The organism is Chloroflexota bacterium (genome assembly GCA_020850535.1).
Taxonomy (GTDB): domain Bacteria; phylum Chloroflexota; class UBA6077; order UBA6077; family JACCZL01; genus JADZEM01.
The window spans coordinates 39,571-62,466 of record JADZEM010000136.1 but is presented as its reverse complement, the minus strand read 5'-3'; the positions used below and the strand labels follow the sequence as shown (position 1 = coordinate 62,466).

The window sequence follows — 22,896 nt, the reverse complement described above, 5'->3', positions numbered from 1 at the left end:
TCTGGTGGACCTGAGGGGAATCGAACCCCTGACCTCTTCCATGCCAAGGAAGCGCGCTCCCGCTGCGCCACAGGCCCGTAGCCCCATCATTCTAGCAGAGCGGCGTCGGACCAGCAACGGCCGCTCGGGTCCGTGCGGCCGTCGGGCGCCCACGTAACTGCCTCCCGGCGCGCTGGCTATTCTCGGCCGCGCGCCTGCCCCACGGTGACCACGTACTCTTCGACGACCGGGTTCGCCAGCAGCTGCCGACACATCTGGTCAGCCTGGGCCTCGGCAGCAGCACGGTCCGGAGCCCGCAGCTCGATCTCGAAGTACTTGCCCGCGCGGACGCTCTCCAGCCCCTCGAAGCCCAGGTGCCGCAGCGCCTCCGCGATGCTGATTCCCGCAGGGTCGTTCACCACGGGCTTGAGCGAGACCTGGACCCGCGCCAGCCACCGCCGACCGGGCGCGCGCGCCACCTGCTCAGCCGCCGTTCCTGCCGTCGTCACCAGATCACTCCTCCCGACCGCACGTCGCCCGGTCGGCATCCATCATTTCGATACGCGCTCGTCGCCAATATCCGCCCGGTACCGGACGCCACGATAGGAGATCCCTGCTGCACCTGCATAGGCTCGCGTTCGCGCCTGTTCAAGCGTCGCACCGCGCCCGACCACCGTCAACACCCGGCCGCCGGCCGTCACGATCTCGCCCTCCGGCCGCTGCCGCGTACCAGCATGAAACACCATGATGTCGTCAGGCAGCGTGTCCAGTCCATGGATCACATCGCCCGTGGTGTACGTCCCCGGATAGCCGCCCGCCGTCAGCACGACGCCGCACAGCACGTCGCTCGACCAGCGGAGCGCGCCAGCGTCCAACCGACCATCGGCTGCCGCGAGCATCGCATCCAGCAGGTCAGATTCCAGCAGCGGCAGGATCACCTGCGTCTCTGGATCGCCCAGCCGACAGTTGAACTCGATCACCTTCGGGCCAGACGCCGTCACCATCAGGCCAGCGTACAACGCGCCGACGAACGGCGCACCACGCCGCCCAAGCTCGCGGACGACCGGCTCCAGGATCTCGATGCGCAGCCGCGCCAGCAAGCCCGGCGTGGCGAAGCTCGGGCGCGTAAACGCCCCCATGCCGCCGGTGTTCGGCCCGAGGCCGCCTTCGAGCGCCGCTTTGTAGTCACGCGCGGGCGGGAGGATCGCCAGCCGCTCACCATCGCACAGCGCGATCACCGAGAGCTCGCGCCCCTCCAGGAACTCCTCGACCACCACCACGTCGGCGGCGCTGCCGAGCGAGCGCCGCACAAACAGCTCGTCCAGGGCGGCGTCGGCGGCAACCCGATCGAGCGCCACCGTGACGCCCTTGCCGGCTGCCAGACCGTCCGCCTTGATGACGGCCGGCAGCCCAACCTGCTCGACGGCACGGCGAGCAGCCGCGTGGCTGGTCGCCGTCACCGCGCGCGCCGTCGGCACGCCGATCCCCCGCATCAGATCCTTGGCCCAGGCTTTGCTCGCTTCGATGCGGGCGGCAGCCTGCCCCGGGCCGAACGTCCTGATCCCGGCCTCGCGCAGGCGGTCGGCCAGACCCGCGGCCAGCGGCGCTTCCGGCCCGACGATGACGAGGTCGGCCACCCGTTGCTGCGCGATCCGCACCAGCTGATCGACGTCGCCCAGGCTGGCGGAGACGTTCTCGGCAACGGCCGCCGTGCCGGCGTTCCCAGGCGTGCAGCTCAGCGTCGTCACCGACGGCGAGCGTCGCAATACGTGGCAGAGCGCGTGCTCGCGCGCGCCATTGCCCACCACCAGGACGTTCGTCACACCGTTCACTCCCACCCGCGGGCCGCGCTGCACAGTCCGGGCGGCGCCCGGCCGCCCGAAGTGTACCGGACGACGCACCGCCACCCGTGCTGGCAGCAGTCTGACAGGTGTGACGCACCAGGCTGCGCCTCCCCAGATTCCCCGATCCGATTCTCCGGAAGGTCTGGTCAAACGCCCGGCCACACGCTATACTTGCCTACAGGGGCAGGTAGCTCAGTTGGTTAGAGCACCACGTTGACATCGTGGGGGTCGGAGGTTCGAGTCCTCTCTTGCCCACCCAGGTGACGCTCTTGGGCCGCTCGCGCGAGGCGCAGGCGGCCTCTTTCATGCTCTGCAGCCCGCTTCGCCACCGTCTGCGCTGTCTCGCCGTGCGAAGTTCCCAGGCGTGAGCGTTCGTCGTCTCAGGTAGTGTGTGCGATGGACCAGACTCGAACCTCAGCGGCGATCTCGCAGCTTCTCGCGTCCCCGCCGATACCGGCCCTGGCTGCCGCCTTCGGTGCTGCCGACCGCGACCTCTACGTCGTCGGCGGGTCCGTGCGCGATCTGCTGCTCGGCCACCCGCCCCTCGACCTGGACTTCACCACCAACGCCCGCCCCGCCGAGGTCAAGCGACTGCTGACACGTGCGCGCGCCGATCACATCTTCGCCGTGGGCGAGCGGTTCGGCACCATCGGCGGCGTCTTCGGCGAGCACGTCGTCGAGATCACGACCTACCGCTCGGAGGCGTACGAGGCCGGCTCGCGCAAGCCGCAAGTCGAGTTCGGCGACTCGCTGGACGGCGACCTCAGCCGCCGCGACTTCACCATCAACGCCATGGCCATTCATGCCGACTCGGGCGACCTGGTCGATCCGTTCAGCGGCCGGGAAGACCTGGGCGCTCGCCTGGTGCGCGCCGTCGGCTCGCCTGCGGATCGCTTCCGCGACGATCCGCTGCGCCTGATGCGGGCTGTCCGGTTCGCGTCACGGCTGGCGTTCCAGATCGAGCCGCAGACCCGCCAGGCCATCCCGCCCGTTGCGGAGGCCCTGGCAACCATCAGCCGCGAGCGCGTCGCGCAGGAGCTGACCAAGATCCTGACCAGTCGCCTGCCCGGTCTCGGGCTGCGCCTGCTGACGGACCTCGGGCTGATGCAGTACATCATCCCCGAGGTGCTGGCGATGCGCGGGATGACCCAGGACGCCAGTTACCATCACAAGGATGTCTACGATCACACCATGCAGGTGGTCGATCAGACACCGAACCGGCTCACCGTACGGTGGGCCGCCCTGCTGCACGACATCGCCAAGCCGCGCACGCGCTCGGTGGAGAACGGCATCGTCCACTTCCTCGGGCACGAGACGGTGGGCGCGCAGATGGCGAAGAAGATCCTGAACGGGCTGCGCCTCGACAAGGAGACCATCGAGTGTGTCTCGCTGCTGGTCGCGATGCATCAGCGAGCCAACGCCTACGAAGACGACTGGACCGACGGCGCCGTCCGGCGGTTCGTACGTGAAGCCGGCGACGTGCTCGAAGACCTGCTCGACCTCTCGGCCGCCGACGTGACCAGCAAGCGGCCCGAGCGGCAGCGCGCGGCCAGCTGGCGGGTGTCGGCGCTGCGCGAGCGCATCGAGCGGCTCCGTGAGGAAGAGGAGATCGAGAAGCTCGCCAGTCCGCTCGACGGCGTCGAGCTGATGGCGATGTTCGAGCGTCCACCCGGCCCGTGGATCCGGGGCGTCAAGGACCGGCTGCTGGCAGCGGTGCTCGACGGGCAGCTCGCGCCCGACGACAAGGAGGGCGCAGCAGCGATGGCCCGCGCGTTCGTGTCCGACGCCGCCGAAGCCTGAACGAACATCCGTGCAACTCCCAGTTGTCATCCTGAGCGCAGCGAAGGATCTCACCCGCTGACCGTCAACGCTCGCGTCAGCGGGTGAGGTCCTTCGCTGCGCTCAGGATGACAACTGGGAGTTGCACGTTTTCACACGCATGCGCTGATCGCTGATCGCTGATCGCTGATCGCTGATCGCTGATCGCTGATCGCTGATCGCTGATCGCTGATCGCTGATCAATAGTAGATCGTGCGCGTCCGGTGGTACGGCTGGCTGATGCTCCGCCCTTGCGCGTCGCTCCACAGCAGCCAGTCCACCTCGAACGCCTGGAGCGGCGGCCCAGCCCGGCGCTCGGCCAGTGCGAGCCGCAGCCGCTCGCAGCCCCAGATCGTCGCCGCGCGGATCTCGACCTCGCGCGGATCCCCCGGCGGGATCAGTGCCTGCCGCTCGACGGTGGCCGCCAGATCGGGCGCGTAGATCAGAATGCCCGCCTCGCGCAGCACCTGGGGGATCTTGTAGTCCGCAAACGCCGTCAGCCGGGCAAGGTCCGAGAACGCTCCGAGGCCGTGACCGCCGTAGATCCCGTGCAGATCGCCGATCAGGATCTGCGCGCGCTTGTGAAACACGATCCGCTGACCGTCGTACCGCGCAACGTCGTCAAACGAGGGGAAGCGGCGCACCACCTCGGCCACCAGCGCCTCGCCGCTGCCGCCGGCCGCCCGCGCCACCGCCGCGAACGAGCCGCCGGTCGCGCGCAACCCCTGTCCGACCTCCCGGAGGTTGGCGACGCGCGCCGCCAGCAGCGGAACCTCGGCCTCGCCGGCAAACAGGCGGCGCACCTCGACCTCGTCGATGTCGGCCAGGTAGTCCGGGTCCAGCAGCGGCGTCCCCGCGTCGAGCGCCCGCCGCAGGCAGGCCGCCAGCGCCCAGTAGCCGTCAAGCGTCTGTCCTTCGAACTGGACCCGCCAGCGCGGCTCGCCGGGGGCGGCCCAGAAGCAGAAGTTCAGCGCATCCAGCACCAGCACGTAGTTCGCTGCGCGGTCGGAGTCCTCCCACCAGTGCGGCCAGACGCGCCACTCCGGCGCCTCAACGCCACGGTCAGCCAGACGGGCCGCGAGCCGCTCGACGGCCTCCTGGTCGATGCGGACGGCGCGCGCCCGACTGACGACGTGCTGCGTGCTCTCCAGTACCCCGAGCATCCGGTCAGGCCGTCGGCGCGGTGGCGCGGTCGCGGTCCCAGAGCAGCCACGCGACCGGCAGCAGCGCCAGCCACGGCGCGCGCACGAAAAGCTGCCAGGCCAGCGTCAACGGCTCTCCCGTGTCCGGCCGGCCGAACACCAGATCCGAGATGGTCAGCAGTTGCCCGGCCAGGATCGAGAGCCAGGTGACGTTGCCGAACAGCCCCTGAAGCCAGGACACGCCGGCGACGTAGGCCACCAGCACGGCGGCCAGCAGGAGATACGCCAGCAGCGGCAGCGGCCGGCCAGGAACGTCGGCCGGCTGCGGCGCAGCGACGGGGACCGGCGTCGGCTGGGCGGCGGCGGCCAGCAGGACGGCGGCGAGGATCGACTGCTGCACCGCCGGCGGCGGCTCGGCCAGCAGCGCCGGTCGAACCAGCGCGTCGAGCTCACGAACCCACGGCTCGCGCTCCCACGGCTCGCGCTCCTGAACGCGGCCCGGGTCGATCATCCCAGCCCTCCCCGCGACGGCTCCAGCCCGGCCGGACCGAGCGATGCCCGCAGCAGCAACGCCAGCCGCTCCTTGCCACGCCGAATGTGGCTTTTCACCGTGTTGACCGGCACACCCATCACGTCCGCGATGTCCTCGTAGCGGAGATCCTCGAAGTAGTGTAACGTCAGCGCCAGCCGCTGAGCGTCGGGCAGCTGCGCCAGGGCCATCCGCACGGCCTGCGCCGTCTCCATCCGCTCGGCCGCCCCGGCCACGTCGTCGCCCGGAAGGTCGCTCGCCACGTCGAAATCCGACTCCTCGCCATCCAGGCGGATCGGTGGTGCGCCGCGCCGCCGCAGCCGGTCGATGCCGAGGTTGACGACCAGCCGGTACAGCCAGGTTGACAGCTTCGTCTCACCACGGTATGACCCGATGGCCCGGATCAGGCGGATCAGGGCGTCCTGGGTCAGATCGGCGGCGTCGGTTGGGTCTTTCGTAATCGTCATGGCGATGCTGTACACGTAACGCTGCTGCTCGGCCACCAGTTGGGCAATCGCCTGCTGGTCACCCGCCTGGGCGCGTCGAATCGTCTCTGGTAAGGGCTCGGCCATCCGAGATCGTGTCCGCTCCTACAGGTGAGACGCCGCACACGTCACGATTGTTGCACTGTGGGACGGCAGTCTGGGCACATCCCGTGCGTGCGAGCGTGCTCAGCACGCAACTGCTGGTACCATGCGCCATACCAGCGTCCGGCCGCGACGCGCCGGCTGGCCTGCGCGACAGGTGTGGTCGCATCGGAGCCGCACCGGGGAGACGAGCGAGTTGGAGAGCAGCCTGCGCGCCCGTATTGCCGCCCTGACGGAGCAGGCCGATCCGTCACTGCGCGACGAGATCCGTCTGCGCGGCACGCTGATCCAGCTGCTGGACCGTGGCGAGGTCGTCGTTCCCGAGCCGCGGCTGCCGGCCGTCCTCGTGCGTGCGCGGCTGGCGAACGGCACGCCGCTCCTCGACGGGCTGAACCTGCCGATCTCGCCCACCACGCTCAGCCTGTTCGAGCGGCTGACCGTCGCCATGCTGGCCGACGAGGCCGCCCAGCCAGCCGCCGAAGCGATCCTGACCGCCGCCCGCACCCATCGGATCCACGCCGAACAGGTGATCGGCGAAGCGATCGTGCACCACGGGGATCACCTCGCGGCGCTGGCCCAGGCGGCCGGACTGTTCGAGCCGCTGGTCAGCACCCTGGCGGATCTCGCGGCACGCCCGCTGCTCGCGGCCGTGGCCGAGCGCCTGCGGCCGGCGCTGCGTCTCGGACCGTGGCGGCACGGCTGGTGTCCGATCTGCGGCGCCCGGCCGCTGTTCGCCGAAGCTGATGCCGCTCACGCCGACGCCGAAGCTGGCGCCGTTCACCCCGACGCCGAAGCTGGCGCCGTTCACCCCGACGCCGAAGCTGACGCCGTTCACCCCGACACCGACGACGAGCATGCCCACCTACGCTGTGGCCGCTGCGCCGCCGCCTGGGCATGCTCCTTGCCAGTCTGTCCAGCCTGTTCTGGCGGCGAGCTGTCAGTGATCGCCGCGCAGGAGTTCGACGGAGCAGGCGCGTGGAGTGTGCTCGGGTGTTCGGCGTGTCGCGCGTACCTGAAGGTGGCAGCCGCTCCGCGTCCCGCTGCGCTGGCCAGATTGCTCGCGGACGACCTTGCGACCTGGACGCTGGACCGCGACGCGCTCGCGGCCGGCTTCCAGCGATCTGCCGCCCCGCCTCGACGCCTGGAGCACGCCGACCTCGCCGGCGAGGATCACGACGATGATTGACCAGCGCCCGCCCAGCACGTCGCCCGGGCCACGCGCCAGCCTGCCCGAGGGCCACGACGACGACATCTCCCGCGCCGGCGCGGAGACGATGCCGGCGAAGCCGGTCGTCGCGCCGCGCAGCGGGTCGGGAGATGAGGCTGTCCGGGACGAGGTGGCGGGTGAGACCATCGCCCGGCTGCGGCCCGTCGTCGCCCGCCGCTACGTCCGCTTCCGATCCGACGCTGGCCAGCACGTCCAGGAGCCGGTCATCGCGGAGATGCGGTTGCGGATCGAGGTTGACGGCGTCGAGCTGGTCGAGCTGATGTGCTCGCCGCACCGGGTCAATGCGCTGGTGCTCGGCTTCCTCTACCACGAGGGCATCATCGACTCATCGGACGACGTGGCCGCCCTGCGCGTCTGCCTGCCCGACGGGCTGGCCGAGGTTCGGCTGGCCCGGCCGGCGCCACCCCTGCCGACCCGCCGCATCGTCACGTCGGGCTGCACCGGCGGCGTCAGCTTTGGCGCCTACCTGGAGGAGATCGACTCCCTGCGCCTGCCGCCCGACCGCGTGCGCGTCGAGCCGGCCCGTGTCTACGTCGCGCTCCGACAGCTGTACGACCATGCCACCCTCTACAACCAGTCCGGCGGCGTCCACACCTCGGTGCTGATCGACCCGGCCTCGCCAGTCCACCCAGAAGCCGGCATCCTGGCCGTGGGCGAGGACATCGGGCGGCACAACACGCTCGACAAGCTGCGCGGCGAGGCCCTGCTGCGCGATCTTCCCACACGCGGCACGATGATCGTGTCGAGCGGGCGGATCTCGTCCGAGATGCTCCTCAAAGCGGCGCTGATGGGCGTGCCGCTGGTCGGCTCACGGACGTCGCCGACCGGCATGGCCATCACCCTCGGCGAGCACCTCGGGCTGACCGTGATCGGCTATATTCGCTCCAGCAGCATGAACGTCTACACGCACGCACACCGCGTCGTCGGCGCGCCATCCCCTGAGTGAGCATGTCCACCGCAGCCAGACCGCAGCTGATCTACGTCCTCTGGGGCAATGACCGCTTCACCCGCGACGAGCAGGTGCGCGGCCTGAAGCGTCGGATGCTTGCCGAGCCGTTTGGCGAGTACAACCTCTCGATCTTGAGCGGGGACGACGTGCGCGTGCGCGACGTACGAGCCGTAGCTGACGCCCTGCCGTTCATGGGGGACCGGCGGCTGGTGGTGGTCGAAGGGCTGCTCGGCCGCGTCGGCGGCAAGGGCAAGGCCACCGTCCGGAAGCCGCGTGCCAGCCGCGCCAGCACCACGCGCAAGACGCCTGCGAAAGCCGCGGAGCCGACGGGCGACGACGGGCCGGCCGCCGAGCTGGCGCGGCTGCTCCAGGAGCTGCCGCCGAGCACGGCCCTGGTGCTGGTCGAGGATCAGGTGGACGAGGCCCAGGTCGAGAGCATGCTGCCGGCCGGCCGCTCGCATGTGCGCGGCTACGAGCGTCCCAAGCCCGGCGAGCTTGGCAAGTGGATCGAGAAGCGGGCCAAACACCACAACGGCCGGATCGAGGCGGCAGCGATTCGCCAGCTCGCCCTGCTGGCCCCTGAGGATCTCGGCATGCTGGATACCGAGATCCTCAAACTGGTGACCTATGCCGACGGGAAGCCGGTCACCCTGGACGACGTGACCCTGCTCTCAGCCAGCCCCGACGTGACGATCTTTGGGCTGCTGGACGCCGTGGGGCAGGGACAGCGAGGGACGGCGCTGGCCCACCTGCGTCAGCTGTTCCAGCGCGGCGAACGGTCCGAGGGCATCATCCCGCAGATCGCCGGCAGCCTCCGGCGGCTGATCCAGGCGCGGGAGATGCTCGACCAGGGGCTGCGCGGTCCGGCCCTGGCCAGCAAACTGGGCGTGCATCCGTACGTGGCCCAGAAGACGGAGCAACAGGCGCGCGGCTACCGCATCGAGCAGTTGGAGACGGCGCTGCGACGTCTGCTCAAGACCGACCACGCCATCAAGACCGGCGAGGCCGAGCCAGAGCTGGCGCTGGAGCTGTTCATCGGCGACCTGCCCCGCACGAGCTGACGGAGCCGCCCGGCACGTCCGACGGGACCATCCCGCCGTCCAGGCCCGGCCCCCTGCTACCATGTCGCCGCCGTCCCGCTGGCGCGGTCGTTCCACACCGGCTGAGGCGAGACGGCAGCCTGCCGTAGACCCGCGCCCACGCGGGGCTGGCGACGGCAGCGTGCCCGCGTCAGAGCAAAACCGAGCGCCACGGAGCGCGGGCACGACCAGCGGAGGGACAACGATGGTCACCGTTACCCGTCTCGAAACACTCCTGTTGGACAACGTGCCGCCGTACCGTGGCGGCCGGAAGTGGCTGTTCATCAAGCTGCACACCGACGAAGGCATCGTCGGGCTGGGCGAGCGGGTCACCGGCGGCGTCACCGATCTCGGCTCGCAGATCGCGCTCCTCAACGAGCTGTGCGACCAGTTCGTGATCGGCGAGAACCCGTTCAACGTCGAGCTGATCTGGCAGCGGATGTTCTCGACCCCACACGACTACCGCCACCCGAGCATGAGCCGGACGCCGGCGATGTCGGCCATCGAGATCGCCCTCTGGGACATCATCGGCAAGGTCACCAACCAGCCGATCTATAACCTGCTCGGCGGCCAGTACCATCAGCAGTTGCGGGCGTACGCCTACATGCCGTCCGAAGGCGTCTGGGAGCAGCCCGAGAAGGCCGCCGACATCGCGCGCGAGCTGGTGTCAGAGGGCTGGTCCGCCTGCAAGATCGATCCGTTCCAGCCGCTCTTTCCGTACCCGCGAGATATCCCGCTCAAAGAACTGAAGCATGCCGCCGGCATCTTCCGCCAGGTCCGTGAGGCGGTGGGCGACGAGCTGGAGATCGGCATCGGGACGCACAGCCAGTTCAGCACGGCCGGCGCCATCCGGGCGGCAAAGGTCTTCGAGGAGTACCTGCCGATCTGGTTTGAGGAGCCGGTGCCGCCGGAGATGGTCGAGGAGATGGCCCGCGTGGCGGCCCAGACCAGCATCCCCATCGCGGCCGGCGAGCGGCTCGCGACCAAGTACGATTTCGCCAACCTGCTGGAGAAGCAGGCGGCCGGCATCATCCAGGTGGACGTCGGCCAGTGCGGCGGCATCCTCGAAGCGAAGAAGATCGCGGCGATTGCCGAGTCGCATCATGCCCTGATCGCGCCGCACATGTACGTCGGCCCGATCGCGGCGGCGGCAGCGATCCAGTTGGACACCTGCTCGCCGAACTTCATGCTTCAGGAGTTCAACGACGGCCCGCTGCACCGCGAGATCTTCGTGGAGCCAATCGTCGTCAAGAACGGGTTCATCACCCCGCCGACCGGCCCTGGTCTGGGCCTGGTGCTTGACGACGCGGCGGTGGCCCGGCACCTGAGCAGCTGAGCACGGGGACGAAAGGCCCTCACCCCCGACCCCTCTCCCTGTGCGCGGGAGAGGGGAGATACGAGAGTCGCTGGCATCACGACTTCTGACTCGCGATGGTGGCGGCAGGTTGAGCACGATGTCATGATCCGCCCCCCTCTCCCGCGCACAGGGAGAGGGGTCGGGGGTGAGGGCCTCTCCAATCTAGCTCGCGCGGCGGAGCGGGCTGGCGGTGCGCCGGCGGGCAGCGACGGACGCATTCGCGCCGCCGTCGAGGCGGAAGCGCGCCACCAGCAGGTTCAGCTGCTCGGCGGTGGCCGCCAGCTCCTCGGCCTGGGCGTTCATCTCTTCGACCTGCGCCGACATCTCCTCGGCCGACGCCGACACTTCCTCCGTCGCCGCCGTGTTCTCCTCAGAGACGGCCGCGATGCTCTCGATGGAGCCGGTCACGGCGCCGGCCTGGGCCGCCATCTCTTCCGTGGCCGCCGAGTTCTCCTCGACCACCGCGCTGATGCTGCCCATCGCGTCCACGACGCCCCGCGCGCCGGCCGCCATCTCGCGCGCCGCTGCCGCGATCTGCGTCACCTGGGCGACGGTGGACTCCACCGCCTGAAGGATCTCGCTCAGCGCACGGCCGGCCTCGTCCGCCCGCTCGGAGCCCTGCTCGACCTTCACCGAGCCCTGCTCCATCGCCGCGACCGCGTCCTTGGTTCCGGCCTGGACCTCGCGGATCAAGTCGGCAATCGCCTTGGTCTCGCGCTGGCTGCGCTCGGCCAGCTTGCGGACCTCGTCGGCGACCACCGCGAAGCCGCGACCGTGCTCGCCGGCCCGCGCCGCCTCGATGGCCGCGTTCAGCGCGAGGAGGTTGGTCTGCTCGGCGATGTCGTCGATGGTCTCGACCACCGCCCCGATCTTCTCGCCCAGCTTGCCAAGCTCTTCGACCTTGCCCGCCGCCGTCGAGACGACCAGCTTGATCTCGGCCATGCCGTCGACCGTGTCGCGGACGGCCTTCGCACCGTGCTCGGCGGAGGCGCGCGTCTGCTGCGAGGCGCTGGCGACGTTCTGGGCGTTCGAGGCGACCTGCTCGACGCCGGCCGCCATCTGCGTCGCCGTGGCCGAGACCGCCTGCACCTGCCGCGCCTGCTCCGACGCGCCCTTGGCGATGCTGTCGATGGCCAGGCCAAGCTGCGAGACGGCCTCGTTCGAGGACTGGGCTGCACGGCTGCTCTCCTGAGAGCCGGCGGCGACGTTCTGGATCGCCTGGGTCACCTGCTGCACGACGCCGCTGGTCTGGTTGGCCGCCTGCCCGAGCTGCGACGAGGTGCCAGCGACGCCTTCCGCCGACGCCTTGACGTTGGTCACCACCTCACGGAGGCCGGCAATCATCTCGAAGAAAGCGTTCCCCAGAACGTCGCGCTCAGACTTCGGCGTGACGGAGACGGTCAGATCGCCCTGGGCCACGAGGCTCGCCACGTCGGCGATCTCGCGCTGGTAGCCCATCATGGTGCGGAAGCTGTCCGCCATCGCACCAAGCTCGTCCCGGGAGGCGACCGTCACCTTCTGCTCGAGATCGCCGCGCGAGAGGCCGTCCGCCGCCGTCGCGATCTGGACGACCGAGCTGGTGATGCGGCGCGCAAGGTAGTAGGCAACGCCCACGCCGAGCAGCAGCGAGAACGCGATCAGGCCCAGCACCTGGAGCCGTGCGGCCTGGTAGGTGCTCGTGGCCTCGTCGCTGGCCTGGTCCGCGAGCTTCTCCTTGCCGGACTGCAACTCGTTCATGCCGGTGTCGACGCGGTCGGCGACCTGGCGAACCTTCGCGGCCTCAGCCTTGGCCTCCTGGTCCTTGCCCTCAAGGGCCAGCTTCAGCACCTGCTCGCGGCCCGCGCTCAGCTCCCGCAGATCCTGCTCGACCTTCGCAATCTGCCGTCTCGTCTCCTCCAGCACGACCACCGTCTTGAACTTGTTGAGATCGTCGGAAACGGCTGCCAGCGACTTGCGAGCAGACGCAGCATGCGTCTCCCCCTCAGCGCGGTCAGAGGCCAGGATCGCGTTCTTCTCCGCGCGGCCACTGGCGATCAGGTCCACGTTGGCCTGCATGATGTAGGAGAGGCCCAGAGTGTGCTTCTCGTAGAGTGCGTCGGTGAGATCGTTGATCGATGCGAGCTTGACGATGCTGACCGCGCCTAAGACTCCCATCAGGGCCAGCAGCGCCCCGAATGCCGCAAAAAGCTGTGCTCGGATACCCATTCGCATGATGCCCATACCATCCGCAGATTGCCATCATGACCCATGAGAGTACAAGCTGCCTGAGCAGATCGAGCGCATATGGGCTGGCGAGACAGCTTGCACCGTTCTGGGTCGACGTCGAGTCATTTGGGAGACGTGCCAGCCACATGCACTTACTAGAACGCCGGCTACGGAAAGAATGGGGCGGGTCTCGCAGATATTTGCGTCAGGACAGAGTTGATGCCAGGACGCCCTCAACGTTTTCCTTCGTAGCCGCTGCGGCGCAGAGGTCAGGTCGCCTTGCGCGCTGGCGGTCCGGGCCTGACGCGCAGATGCATCCGCTCACCCTGACTCCCGAAGAGGCTCAAGACCTCGGCTGGCTCGGCGCCGGCCGCGCCGAACGCATGCGGCACCCGCGTGTCGAACTCTGCCGCCTGCCCCGGCCCGAGCGTCAGGTCATGGTGGGCCAGGAGCAGCCGCAGTCGGCCGCTGAGCACGTACAGCCACTCGTAGCCCTCGTGGACGCGCAGATCGGCCGGACCAACAGGGCTGGGGATCGTGATCTTGAACGCCTGCAGGCCGTCGGACTGGGCCGTCAGCGGCGTTACCAGCCGGTCCCCTATGCGGCGCGTCTCCAGGCGTACGCGCGGATCGCCCACCGGCGGCGCACCCACCAGATCGTCCAGCGGGACGCCGTGCGCCCGGGCAATCGGGAGCAGCAGCTCGAGGGTCGGGCGACGCTGCCCTGACTCCAGGCGCGAGAGGGTGCTGACCGAGATGCCGGTCTGCCGGGACAGGCCCGCCAGGGTGGCGTTGCGAGACTGACGGAGATGCCGGAGGCGCGGACCAACCCCGGTCAGGACATCGTCGAAATCTCCCGCGTCGCTCACCCACCGAATGTTGTCAGATCGGCAAACAGCAGTGCCATTCTGTCGAAACCGTGCCATCCTGACCGCGAGCGTTTGTTGAGATACAATATCAGTACTATGATGTCGATGTGGCGGTGGTCGGCGGCGGCAACGTGGTCGATCCGACTAGCCGGCGCTGGCCCGCGCGCCGGCCCGCGCGTCCGCGGGGCGCGGCTCCGAGAGCAGGCCGGCCCGTTCCAGCGCCACCATACTGCCGGCGCAGGCCGCCCCGACGGCGATCATCAGCAGCCAGGGCAGCCCGGGGTGCGCCGATGAGCGTGTCACCTCGAAGGCTGCCCCGCCGGCCAGGTTGCCGAACATCCCGCCGATCCCCTGCAGCACGGCATGCATCCCGAAGTACGTCCCCACCAGCCGCCCACCGCTGAGCGTGGCGATGGCGCTGGCGACGAACGGCGACACCAGCGACTGCCCGCCGACCAGCAGCAGGGCGCAGAGCGTCAGCGGGAGCATGTTGATGACGAAGGTCAGGCCCGATGTCAGCCCTGCCATGGCCGTGTCGCCGCTGGACAGGCCAGCGACGGCCAGCCAGCGCCCGACCGTCGTCGGCCCCAGGGGCAACAGCGGCGCGGCCACCAGCAAGGGCAGGAACGCCAGCCCCATCACCAGCAGCCCGAGCGCGATGGCCGCATTCGGGCGCAGCCGGCGGCGGGCGAACGTCGTCAGCGGCACCTGCCCGAAGATGCCGACGACGGCCAGGACGGTGAACAGGACGCCAACGCCCGCGCCGCTGCCGGTGAGTCTCTCCACCTCGAGTGGCAGCGCCAGGTAGATCTGGTTGTACAGGAAGAAGTAGCCCAGGACGCTTGCGGCGAACAGCATGAACGGCCGATTCCGCAGCACGATGCCCCACGAGCCGAGCATCGACGGACTGCCGGCTGCCGCTGCCGTGTCCAGCCTGGGCAGGTAGCGCAGTTGGAGAAACGTCACCAGGGCGAAGATGGCCGCCGAGCCGAAACACACGATCTGAAAATCGATCCCGATCAGGAACGAGCCGACCAGCGGGCCGAGCAGCGTGCCGCCGTGCATCGTCACGTCGAGCAGCGCGAACGCCTCCACCCGGCGCGGGCCGGCCTCGTGGGTGATGTACGCGCGCACGGACGGGCTGAGCAAGGCCCCGCCGATCCCGGTCAGGATCGCGCCGATGGCCATCCCGACTGGCTCGGTCGCGAAGCCGAACAGGGCGAAGGCGATGGTGCGGAGCACGCTGCCGATCACGATGGCCTGCTTGTAGCCGATCCGGTCGGCCAGGGCCCCGCCGACGATAGACGCGCCCTGCTGGCTCAGGCTGCGGATCCCCACGATCAGGCCGACGACCGTCAGGGTCATGCCCAGGCTGTTCGCCATGTAGCCGGCCAGGAATGGGATGAGCATGTAGAAGCCGACGTTGTTCACCAGCATGTTGAACAGCGCGACCTGCAGCGGGCGGTCAAACGAGCGGAACGTGGCGATGGTCTGCATCAGGACAGGACTGTACTCCCGCGCGGCTCCGGCTGGGGCAGTCGAAGGTCGTTGGCGCCACAACAGGCAACGTGTCCGCCGGACCGCATCCAGACTACCTCAGGTGCGGTAGAGTGTAGGGAGAAGGCAGCAGCACGCGGTCTTCGGCTCAGCGCAAAGTGAGGGCAGAGCCATGTGTCGGCCCACCCGCACCACTGTCTGGTTCCGTGTCATGCTGACGCTCATGCTGACGATGATGGCGACGCTCGGCGTCGCGTCCGCGCAGGTCACCGCCGAAGAGCGTCCACTGACGTCGGCCGAAGAGGCGTCGATTCGCCAGGAGATGGCGACCCTCTACGGCATCTTGCTCCAGGGCGGCAAGGCTCCGCAGGAAGCGAAGCTGGCCGTCAACGCCGTGGGCGTCTGCCTGGGGGCCGCCTACATGCATGACCTGACGCGCCAGCAGGCAGACGCCGTCTGCGGCGAGGTGCTGGACGCGTTCACCGTTCAGCCCGGCACCGTCCTCTACACGCTGACGCCGGAAGACCGCGCCTGGATCATGAGTCGGACCACCGGCTGGACCGAGGAGCTGTCCGCCCTGCTGGAGCCAGACGAGCTTGCAGCCGTCCGCACCACGATGGGCGCGTGCCTGGAGGGGCACATGCGCCGCAACGAGGGGCGCGAAGGCTCGGTGCGGGCCTGCGCGCGCGGGTTGCTGCCGCTGCTGAACCGGCCCGAGCTCCAGCAGTTGTTGCTGGAGGCCGCGAACCGGCTGCCCTGAGGCACGCGCCCATCGGCCGACCGGCGCCGATCCGCCGCCAGTCTCGGATGCCGTCCGCGTAGGGCCGTTCTGCTGCCCGGTGTGGCGGCGATGGCGACTGCCGGCGCCAACGACTGCGCACACCACGGGCCGCCTCGCCGAATTGTGGCATGACGTCCCCTGCTGCTGGCCTGTCCCGTTTCAGCCAGTGCTGTCCCATCGAGCGCCGCACGGAGCGGACGCACCCGCGCAAAGCTCGCGCACGACGGTGACGGGCAGGTGCAGGCCGGTGACAGGCCGGTGACGTCGCGCCAGCCACCGTGACCCACAGCCGCCGGGCCGGGACGCAGACGGCAGGTCGACACAGGAAACGGACCAGGGATTGGTACTCTCAGACGCCACGTTTGACTCGGAGGCGGGCCTCTTCTGGCTGCATCTGGCCGCGGACGGGGTGATCGCGCTCGCGTACTTCGCGATCTCGGTGACCCTCGCGGTGCTGTACGCGCGGCTGCGGCCACAGCTTCCTCACACCTGGATCGTGCCGGCGTTCGGGCTCTTCATCGTGGCGTGCGGCGGCACCCATGTCATGCACATGCTGCTGGCGCTGCAGCTGCCGGTTCACGGGCTGGCGGTGATGATCCAGGGGATCACGCTGGCAGCCTCCCTCGCAACGGCGGTTGCGTTGCCCACGCTCGTCCCGAAGGTGGTCGCGCTCTGCAGCTCGGCGAAGGTCTCGGAGGACCGCAAGCGGCAGCTTGACGAGACCCAGGCCGAGAAGCTGCGCGTCCTGGGCCAGCTGGCCGGCGGCGTGGCGCACGATCTGAACCAGTCGCTCGGCATCATCAGCGGCTACTGCGAGCTGGCAACCCGCGAGATCGACCGCGAGGTTCCGGACCTGGTCGCGGTGGTCGACCACCTCCATCTCGTGTCACGGGCGGCTCAGGACGGCGGCGCGACCGTCCGCCGGCTGCTGACGTTCGCCCGGGGCGGAGCAGCCGGCGAGCCGGAGCGGATCGACGTGGCGCAACTGCTCTCGGACGTCGCCAAGCTGACCGCGCCGCGCTGGCGAGATCTGACGCAGTGTGAAGGTCGGCCGGTCACGTTGACCGTCGAGGCCGCGGGCGACGTCCACGTGCGGGGTGCATCGTCGTCGTTGCGGGAAGCCGTGCTCAACCTTGTGCTGAACGCCCTGGACGCGCTGCCAACAGGCGGCACGATCTCGCTTGGCGCTGCGCGGGTCACCGATACGGTTGAGATTCGGGTGGCTGACAGTGGCATCGGGATGCCGGCCGACCTGCAAACCCGCATCTTCGAGCCGTTCTTCACCACCAAGGGCGAGCGCGGGACCGGCCTCGGGCTGGCGATGGTGCAGAGCATCGTCGAGCATCACAGCGGGCGTCTTTCTGTCGCCTCGGCAGTGGGCGAGGGCACGGTGTTCACCATCCACCTGCCCGCCGACGACGACCCTGAGCGTCCCGCCCTCCCGGTGCTGGCGCGCCGACCGCTCGCGGCGCTGCGCGTCCTGGCCGTGGACGACGAGCAGCCGCTGGTGCAGCTGGTTGCAGCGCTCCTGAGGCCACACGGGCATCAGGTGGTCACGGCGCGGTCTGGAGAGGCAGCGCTGGAGGTCGCACGGAACCGCCAGTTCGATCTCGTGATCTCCGATCTTGGCATGGGCGACGGCATCAACGGCTGGGAGCTGGCCGAGGCGCTCTCGTCGCTCCAGCCTGAGCTTGTGTTTGTGCTGGCGACCGGCTGGGGCGCGGAGATCGATGAGGCGGATGCCCGTCAGCGCGGCGTCCACGCCGTGCTGGCGAAGCCGTTCCGAGGCCGCCAGCTCGAGCAGCTGCTGGAGCGTCTCCAGCACGAAGGGCTGCTCGGCGTGAGCCAGCAGCCGGAGCGAGCGCTGCCGGCGGCCAGGCCGGCCTGACGGCGGCCGAGCCGGCCTCACGGAGGCCGTCGCGGGCGTACCTCACCCCGTCGCGGGCGTACCTCACCCCGTCGCGGGTGTACCTCACCCCGTCGCCTGCTGACGGCAACGGCCACTGTCCCGCGTCTCGCTAGAAGGCATCTGGACCGCCGCCCACGAACGTCTTCCACTCGCCGCAGGCATCGCGCACCGTGAAGTGCACCGTGGCGGCCTCGCGCGGCCGTTCGCGCCGCACCGTGAACTCGACCGTCTCGGTGCCGGACGGGAGCACCATCGGCGAGACCGTCGAGATCGATGCGCCGTTCGCCGTCACGGGAGTCGCGTTCTCCAGGCGGGTGAAGGTGATCTGGGACACGCTGTTGGCGGACAGGAGCGACGACTTCTGCACCTCGACACGGACCAGCAGCTGACCGTTGACCGCCTGGGTACGCACACGGACGGGCGGTCGCGGGCTACAGGCCGTCGGCTGCGAGACCTCGACATCGTCGCTCACCACCGTGACGAGTACGGCGCCAGGCGTGCCCAGCACGGCCCCACCGGTCGGCTCGTTGAGGGTGACGGTCAACTGTTCGTCCGGCTCGACGGCATTGTCGTTGACCACCGTGAGGGTGACGGCTTTGGAGCTTTCGCCAGGGCCAAACGTCAGCATGGTCGAGATCGGCATGTAATCCGAGCCGTTGGTGGCTGTCCCGTCGACGGTCTGCACGCGTACCGTGACGCCGCTGGCCGCCCCACCGGTCCGCACGACGGTCAGGGTGGCTGAACCGTCGCGCTCGGAGACCGTGAGCGCCCCGGAGGTGAAGGCAAGCGTACCACCGGCGTCGTCGTCCAGGTTGGTCAGGGCAACCGCCGGCGCGGTCAGACCACTGTAGGCGGGATCGGCGCTGGTGGACGGGCCGATTGTCACCGTGAACGCCACGTTGCCGTCGTCAAGCGTGTCGTCCAGGCCGGTGACCGTGACGGTCTGAGGCGCATTCCAGCTCGCCGGGGAGAACGTGAGCGAGGTGGGCGAGACGGCGGCCTCGGTCTGGTCGGAGACGGCGAGCGCGAGCTGCACGTCGGCCGTCGGGGCCGCCGCCAGCGCCACGGTGAACGTGGCCGCGCCGCCGACCTCCGAGGGCGCGCCGGACGGCGGCGAGACGACGATGCCAGCCTGCCGGGCCGGGGCACAGTTCGAGAACTCCGAGGTGTCGTTCGTGGCGATGCTCGTCACCGTGGCAGTGATCTGCTGCCCGACGGCGAGGCCGGGCACGTCGATGGCGATCGGTGCATGCCCGCTGCCATCCGTCGAGACGGTGGCCGCCCGCAGGAACGTCTGGCCCTCGCCGAATCCGGAGGGATCGCAGGCCGGGCTGGCGAACAGCTCGACGCGGTAGGCCAGCCCCGGCGCGCTGCTGAGCGTGCCGACGACGCGCGCCGTTTGTCCGGCGACCGTCGCCGATGCCAGGGCCGCCGTGTTCTGCCGCCGATTCGGCCCACTGTCGCCGTCACCGGCATCGTTCTGGGTGACGCCATCGGCGGCGAGATCGATGCCGAGCCCGTCGCTGTTCTGGATGGAGTTCCCGAGGATGGCGTTCCCGGTGCCGGCGACGACAACGACGCCCGGTCCTCCGGCGAACTGGATGGTGTTGCCGGCCCCCGGCTCGACGCCGCCGATGGTGTTGTTGCTGCCCTCCTCGATGCGGATGCCGCCCACGTTCGGGACGCTGCCGGAGGGCGGCCCGATGGTGTTCCCGGCGATGATGTTGCCCGTGGACGTGGCCACGCTCTGCGACCGGCCGATGGTCACGCCGCCGGTGATGACATTGCGTGCGCCTGCTTCAGCGCCGCCCACGGTCACGCCAGTGGCTCCGTCCAGCCACACGCTCCCTGGGGCGCCCGGCAATCCGATGGCGTTGCCTTGAACCTTCGTGCCCGCGGCCGCGCTGCCGAACACGCCAACTGTGCCTGCGATAACGTTGCCAGCACCCGGGGCCGTCCCACCGATCACGTTGTCAGGAGCACCCTGGACCTGGAGGTAGCCACCGGTCACAGTGCCGTTCGGCATCACACCGAAGGTGTTGCCCTCTATCTGGTTCTCCTTGATGGTGGGATTCTCCTGGGCCATCCACCACCACCATCCCAGGCTGAGATGAAAGATGGTGGAGCCGACGAACAGGTTTCCGGCGCCGGGATCCGTCCCGCCGATGAGATGCCGCTCCCCCACGACCAGCAGCGTCCCCGTGTTCTCGCCACTCCCAAGTGCCCGTGTGGCGGCGGCATCGGTTCCGAAGTAGTTACCCTGTACCCTGTTTGCTGTGCCGTCGAGGATCACGGAGACGTCGATGTCAGCGCCGATGGGATCATTCTCGGTGATGATGTTGCGGTCAGCCGGGGTCGAGCCGCCGTAGAGGTTGTTCGACCCACCAAGGGTCACTCGCCCGCTGTTCCCGAAGATGAGGTTGCCCCGCAGGGAATGACCGGTCCCAGAGACGGAGACACCGCGCCCCTCGACGAACCGGCCGCCGATCCACAACCCTTGCACCGTGCTCCCCGTGCCTGAGACCTGCAGCTCGCTGATGACGATGCGCCAGACGGCGTTGTTGCCAGACGGCAGGGAGTTGGCACGCGCGCCGGGCTGCGTGAACCCATCGATGATCATCGGCGTCGTGACGACGATTGCACCGTCGGTGCCCGTCGCATCCAGGGGGTCGGTGCCCGCGATGGCGATGTTGAACACGATGGTGTCGGTGCCGCTTCCGGTGGCGCATCCCGCGACTGCAGTGTCCGTGTTCGCGGCCTTGACCGCGTTGAAGAGCGTGCAGGTGCCGGGGCCAGCCGGATGATCCCACGACTCAGGGATCGCGTCGACGGTGATGGTGGCCGCGGCAGCGGGCAGCGTCGTGAGGGCGAAGGCCGCCACCAGCATGAGGACGGCTACCGTCGCAAGGACGGGATGTCGGACCCGGGCATCGAACAGAGCGTAGGCGGGCCAGGGAGCGACGAGCGTCCTGTGCGCCAGAAGGCTCGAGTACGCCTGCCGACGCCATCTGTCCTGGGCCGCCATCGCCGATCCCCCGAGGCGAAGAGTCCGCACGCGCGCAACGCTGCGACAAACCAGCCAGGGAGGGTGGTTGCCAAGCGCCACCAGCATAGCAAGAGACTCAAGAAAACTCGACGCTCACATGCAGTAATGACGCCATGAGCGCACTCCCACGCATGGATGAGTCCGACTCATCGGAATGACGCCACCGTGACGACGATGCAGCACCGCACGTCCCACAACTTGACGCTCTCTTGACGGCAATGGTTTGAGATGCATCACAAGGCGACGTACAGTCTCACGCTCTCCATGGTTCTCCGAGAGAATGCTTGCGGAGGGCGCAATGTGGCGATGCGACTACTGTCGGCAGTCGTTCGGCGATCGAGTCGATTGCATCAACCACGCGCGCGCCTGGCACAGCCGAGATTACCAGACGTGCTCCTGCCCAGCGCAGACGTCAGGTCCGAACTCGGCGCCGCCCGGCGCCGTGCAGGCGTGGATTCAGACCTTCAGGGTGTGGAAGCTTGGCGGCGCGTGGCTCCGCGCGACATTCCTCGGGCTGGATGGGCCGTAGCGGACGAGCAGATCATCGCGACGGTCGCCGCGCGGCCGAAAGCAGTGGTCTGACGGCCGAGACGGTGGTCTTGCGGCAACCGTGGAGCTGACCGGTGGCTCCGGCCAGCGTCGCGCACACCGGCGCAGCGTCCGCCAGGAGAGCGGACAGAAACGCTTGGTGTGAAATTCGGCCGAGCAGCGAAATATCGAGTCACGAACGGCCCAAAGGGAGCCGCTCGCCGCTGCGGAGCCCTGTCGGTGCGACAGACGACGCTTCTTGGTCGCGCAAATAGACTCGGGAGCGCCGAGCCTGGTGGCAGCAGGCCACGTGACCCCAGCTGATAGGGGCCGAGGATGAATTTCACACCATGCGTAGAAGTGAGTCGCACCCGGTGCCCTGGGTTCGGTAGAGACACGGGGCACCCTGAGCACGGGACCGGCGTGCAGACAGCACTGTTCGTCCGAGCGTGGGTCAGCAATGTATGCGCATCCTGGCCTGCTGTCGCAGTGCGCCAGCGAGTCTCACGCACATCCAGCGGGCGCGGTAGGCGACAATGAACGCGACACGTCACGCATGGGCGAGGCAACGAGATGATCCAGGCCACCGACCTCCGCAAGGCAAAGACGAGCCTGAGTGAGCTTGCATATCGCCACTTGCTGAACGCGATCGTGGCGCATGAGCTCACGCCAGGCGCGCCGTTGCGGCCACCGGACCTCGCTCAGCGCATGGGGTTGAGCCCGACGCCGGTCAAGGATGCGCTGGCTCGGCTGGCCGGGGAAGGCCTCGTCGAGTATCGTCCCGGCCTGGGGCCATTCGTCGCTGCGCCGACCGTCGCGGAGATCGTGGACCTGTATGGCTGCCGCCTGATGTGTGAACTCCACGCATTGCGGGAAGGGTTCTCACGGATCGACAAGCCGTTCATTGCGGACGTGCGTGCGCGCCTGGACGCGCACGATGCGGCGATGGCGGCTCGAGATGGGTCCTACGAGCGCCAGCGGCAACTGGCTGAGGCCGACCGCGACTTTCATCTCTCGTACTTGCGGCTCTGGCCCAACGCCAAGGCGATCACCTGGTACACCCAGCTCAACGTCCACATCAGATCGGATCTCGTGGCCAACCGCGTCGGTGGGCGGCCGGGCACGCTGGTCGAGCACCGCGAGATCTTTGATGCGCTGCTGGCTCGCGACCTTGAGCGGGCCCTCACGGCGGCCCGTCGCCATGTCGAGGCATCACGAGACTCATTTGTGGAGCGCTCGTCCACTCCAGAGGGGTAGCCCGACACCAGAGGGCTGCCCAGATCGCCGCCGCCACCTGTGGTGTACCCCGAGCTATTGCGTTGAGCTGTTGACCCGTCTGGCCGGTCATCTCACCATACGGTAACCGGTGCTGTCTCGATTGGCAGTGTCGTGTGTCCTCGCCCGCCGCCTGCCTGACGCCCGATTGGCGGGTTGACACCCCGTACATGACTCGCTACACTGGCGATCACGGTCAGAATTTCGAAATTTTGAGGTTTCGAAATCTGATGTTTCACGATCTGGCTCGAGTGTGACGGTCCTCGCTGGCCCG

General features: G+C 69.0%; 17 protein-coding genes and 2 tRNA genes. 9 read left to right on the top strand and 10 right to left on the bottom strand.

Features of this window, described 5'->3' with window-relative positions:
- Nucleotides 1-2 precede the first annotated feature (2 nt).
- From IT306_20635 to purD, 3 genes are all read right to left on the bottom strand, one after another.
- Nucleotides 3-77 (bottom strand) — tRNA-Ala (locus IT306_20635).
- Nucleotides 78-176: 99 nt separating this feature from the next.
- Nucleotides 177-527 carry a phosphoribosylformylglycinamidine synthase subunit PurS gene (purS, locus tag IT306_20630; GenBank protein ID MCC7370836.1) on the bottom strand — a complete coding sequence of 117 codons (351 nt, stop codon included), beginning with the start codon at nucleotides 525-527 and terminating at the stop codon, nucleotides 177-179.
- 3 nt (nucleotides 528-530) lie between these two features.
- The gene (gene purD / locus IT306_20625) at nucleotides 531-1,811 is read right to left on the bottom strand and encodes a phosphoribosylamine--glycine ligase (protein ID MCC7370835.1); all 1,281 of its coding nucleotides are present in this window, start codon (nucleotides 1,809-1,811) and stop codon (nucleotides 531-533) included.
- A 193-nt stretch (nucleotides 1,812-2,004) separates the two neighbouring features.
- On the opposite strand from purD, the gene IT306_20620 reads away from it, so the two are divergent.
- A tRNA-Val gene (locus IT306_20620) sits at nucleotides 2,005-2,078 on the top strand.
- Nucleotides 2,079-2,219: 141 nt separating this feature from the next.
- Entirely contained in the window at nucleotides 2,220-3,623 is a 1,404-nt protein-coding gene (locus IT306_20615) for an HD domain-containing protein (protein ID MCC7370834.1), read from the top strand.
- A 218-nt stretch (nucleotides 3,624-3,841) separates the two neighbouring features.
- Here the strand turns inward: IT306_20615 and IT306_20610 are convergent, their stop codons facing one another.
- The 3 genes from IT306_20610 to IT306_20600 are packed head-to-tail and all read right to left on the bottom strand — an operon-like array spanning nucleotide 3,842 to nucleotide 5,884.
- Nucleotides 3,842-4,804, bottom strand: coding sequence for a queuosine salvage family protein (locus IT306_20610; GenBank protein ID MCC7370833.1), 963 nt, complete (start codon nucleotides 4,802-4,804; stop codon nucleotides 3,842-3,844).
- 4 nt (nucleotides 4,805-4,808) lie between these two features.
- Entirely contained in the window at nucleotides 4,809-5,294 is a 486-nt protein-coding gene (locus IT306_20605) for a hypothetical protein (protein ID MCC7370832.1), read from the bottom strand.
- Nucleotides 5,291-5,884 (bottom strand): sigma-70 family RNA polymerase sigma factor, encoded by a 594-nt coding sequence (locus IT306_20600; GenBank protein ID MCC7370831.1) that lies wholly within the window; start codon nucleotides 5,882-5,884, stop codon nucleotides 5,291-5,293. The genes IT306_20605 and IT306_20600 overlap by 4 nt, the downstream gene beginning before the upstream one ends.
- 211 nt (nucleotides 5,885-6,095) lie before the next feature.
- On the opposite strand from IT306_20600, the gene fdhE reads away from it, so the two are divergent.
- The 4 genes from fdhE (at nucleotide 6,096) to IT306_20580 (ending at nucleotide 10,491) form a co-directional block, all read left to right on the top strand.
- Complete coding sequence (gene fdhE, locus IT306_20595; protein MCC7370830.1) at nucleotides 6,096-7,085, top strand: formate dehydrogenase accessory protein FdhE; 990 nt, start codon at nucleotides 6,096-6,098, stop codon at nucleotides 7,083-7,085.
- Complete coding sequence (gene fdhD / locus IT306_20590; protein ID MCC7370829.1) at nucleotides 7,078-8,073, top strand: formate dehydrogenase accessory sulfurtransferase FdhD; 996 nt, start codon at nucleotides 7,078-7,080, stop codon at nucleotides 8,071-8,073. Before fdhE ends, fdhD begins: the two co-directional genes overlap by 8 nt.
- A 2-nt stretch (nucleotides 8,074-8,075) precedes the next feature.
- Nucleotides 8,076-9,137: a DNA polymerase III subunit delta gene (gene holA, locus IT306_20585; GenBank protein ID MCC7370828.1), complete on the top strand. Its 1,062-nt coding sequence runs from the start codon at nucleotides 8,076-8,078 to the stop codon at nucleotides 9,135-9,137.
- Between the two features lie 223 nt (nucleotides 9,138-9,360).
- Nucleotides 9,361-10,491: a mandelate racemase/muconate lactonizing enzyme family protein gene (locus IT306_20580; protein MCC7370827.1), complete on the top strand. Its 1,131-nt coding sequence runs from the start codon at nucleotides 9,361-9,363 to the stop codon at nucleotides 10,489-10,491.
- A gap of 183 nt (nucleotides 10,492-10,674) precedes the next feature.
- Here the strand turns inward: IT306_20580 and IT306_20575 are convergent, their stop codons facing one another.
- The 3 genes from IT306_20575 to IT306_20565 form a co-directional block, all read right to left on the bottom strand.
- Entirely contained in the window at nucleotides 10,675-12,723 is a 2,049-nt protein-coding gene (locus IT306_20575) for an MCP four helix bundle domain-containing protein (GenBank protein MCC7370826.1), read from the bottom strand.
- A gap of 263 nt (nucleotides 12,724-12,986) precedes the next feature.
- A complete protein-coding gene (locus tag IT306_20570; protein ID MCC7370825.1) occupies nucleotides 12,987-13,643 on the bottom strand; it encodes a helix-turn-helix domain-containing protein in 657 nt (218 codons plus the stop codon).
- An 87-nt stretch (nucleotides 13,644-13,730) separates the two neighbouring features.
- Nucleotides 13,731-15,083 (bottom strand): MFS transporter, encoded by a 1,353-nt coding sequence (locus IT306_20565; GenBank protein MCC7370824.1) that lies wholly within the window; start codon nucleotides 15,081-15,083, stop codon nucleotides 13,731-13,733.
- Between the two features lie 211 nt (nucleotides 15,084-15,294).
- Between IT306_20565 and IT306_20560 the strand changes: the two genes are divergently transcribed.
- Entirely contained in the window at nucleotides 15,295-15,843 is a 549-nt protein-coding gene (locus tag IT306_20560) for a hypothetical protein (GenBank protein MCC7370823.1), read from the top strand.
- Nucleotides 15,844-16,204: 361 nt separating this feature from the next.
- Nucleotides 16,205-17,752, top strand: a complete 1,548-nt coding sequence (locus tag IT306_20555) for a response regulator (protein MCC7370822.1) — start codon at nucleotides 16,205-16,207, stop codon at nucleotides 17,750-17,752.
- 130 nt (nucleotides 17,753-17,882) lie between these two features.
- Here the strand turns inward: IT306_20555 and IT306_20550 are convergent, their stop codons facing one another.
- Nucleotides 17,883-20,660, bottom strand: a complete 2,778-nt coding sequence (locus tag IT306_20550) for a hypothetical protein (protein ID MCC7370821.1) — start codon at nucleotides 20,658-20,660, stop codon at nucleotides 17,883-17,885.
- A gap of 1,260 nt (nucleotides 20,661-21,920) precedes the next feature.
- Here IT306_20550 and IT306_20545 point away from each other — a divergent pair.
- Nucleotides 21,921-22,604 carry a GntR family transcriptional regulator gene (locus tag IT306_20545; GenBank protein MCC7370820.1) on the top strand — a complete coding sequence of 228 codons (684 nt, stop codon included), beginning with the start codon at nucleotides 21,921-21,923 and terminating at the stop codon, nucleotides 22,602-22,604.
- The last annotated feature ends 292 nt before the right edge of the window (nucleotides 22,605-22,896 follow it).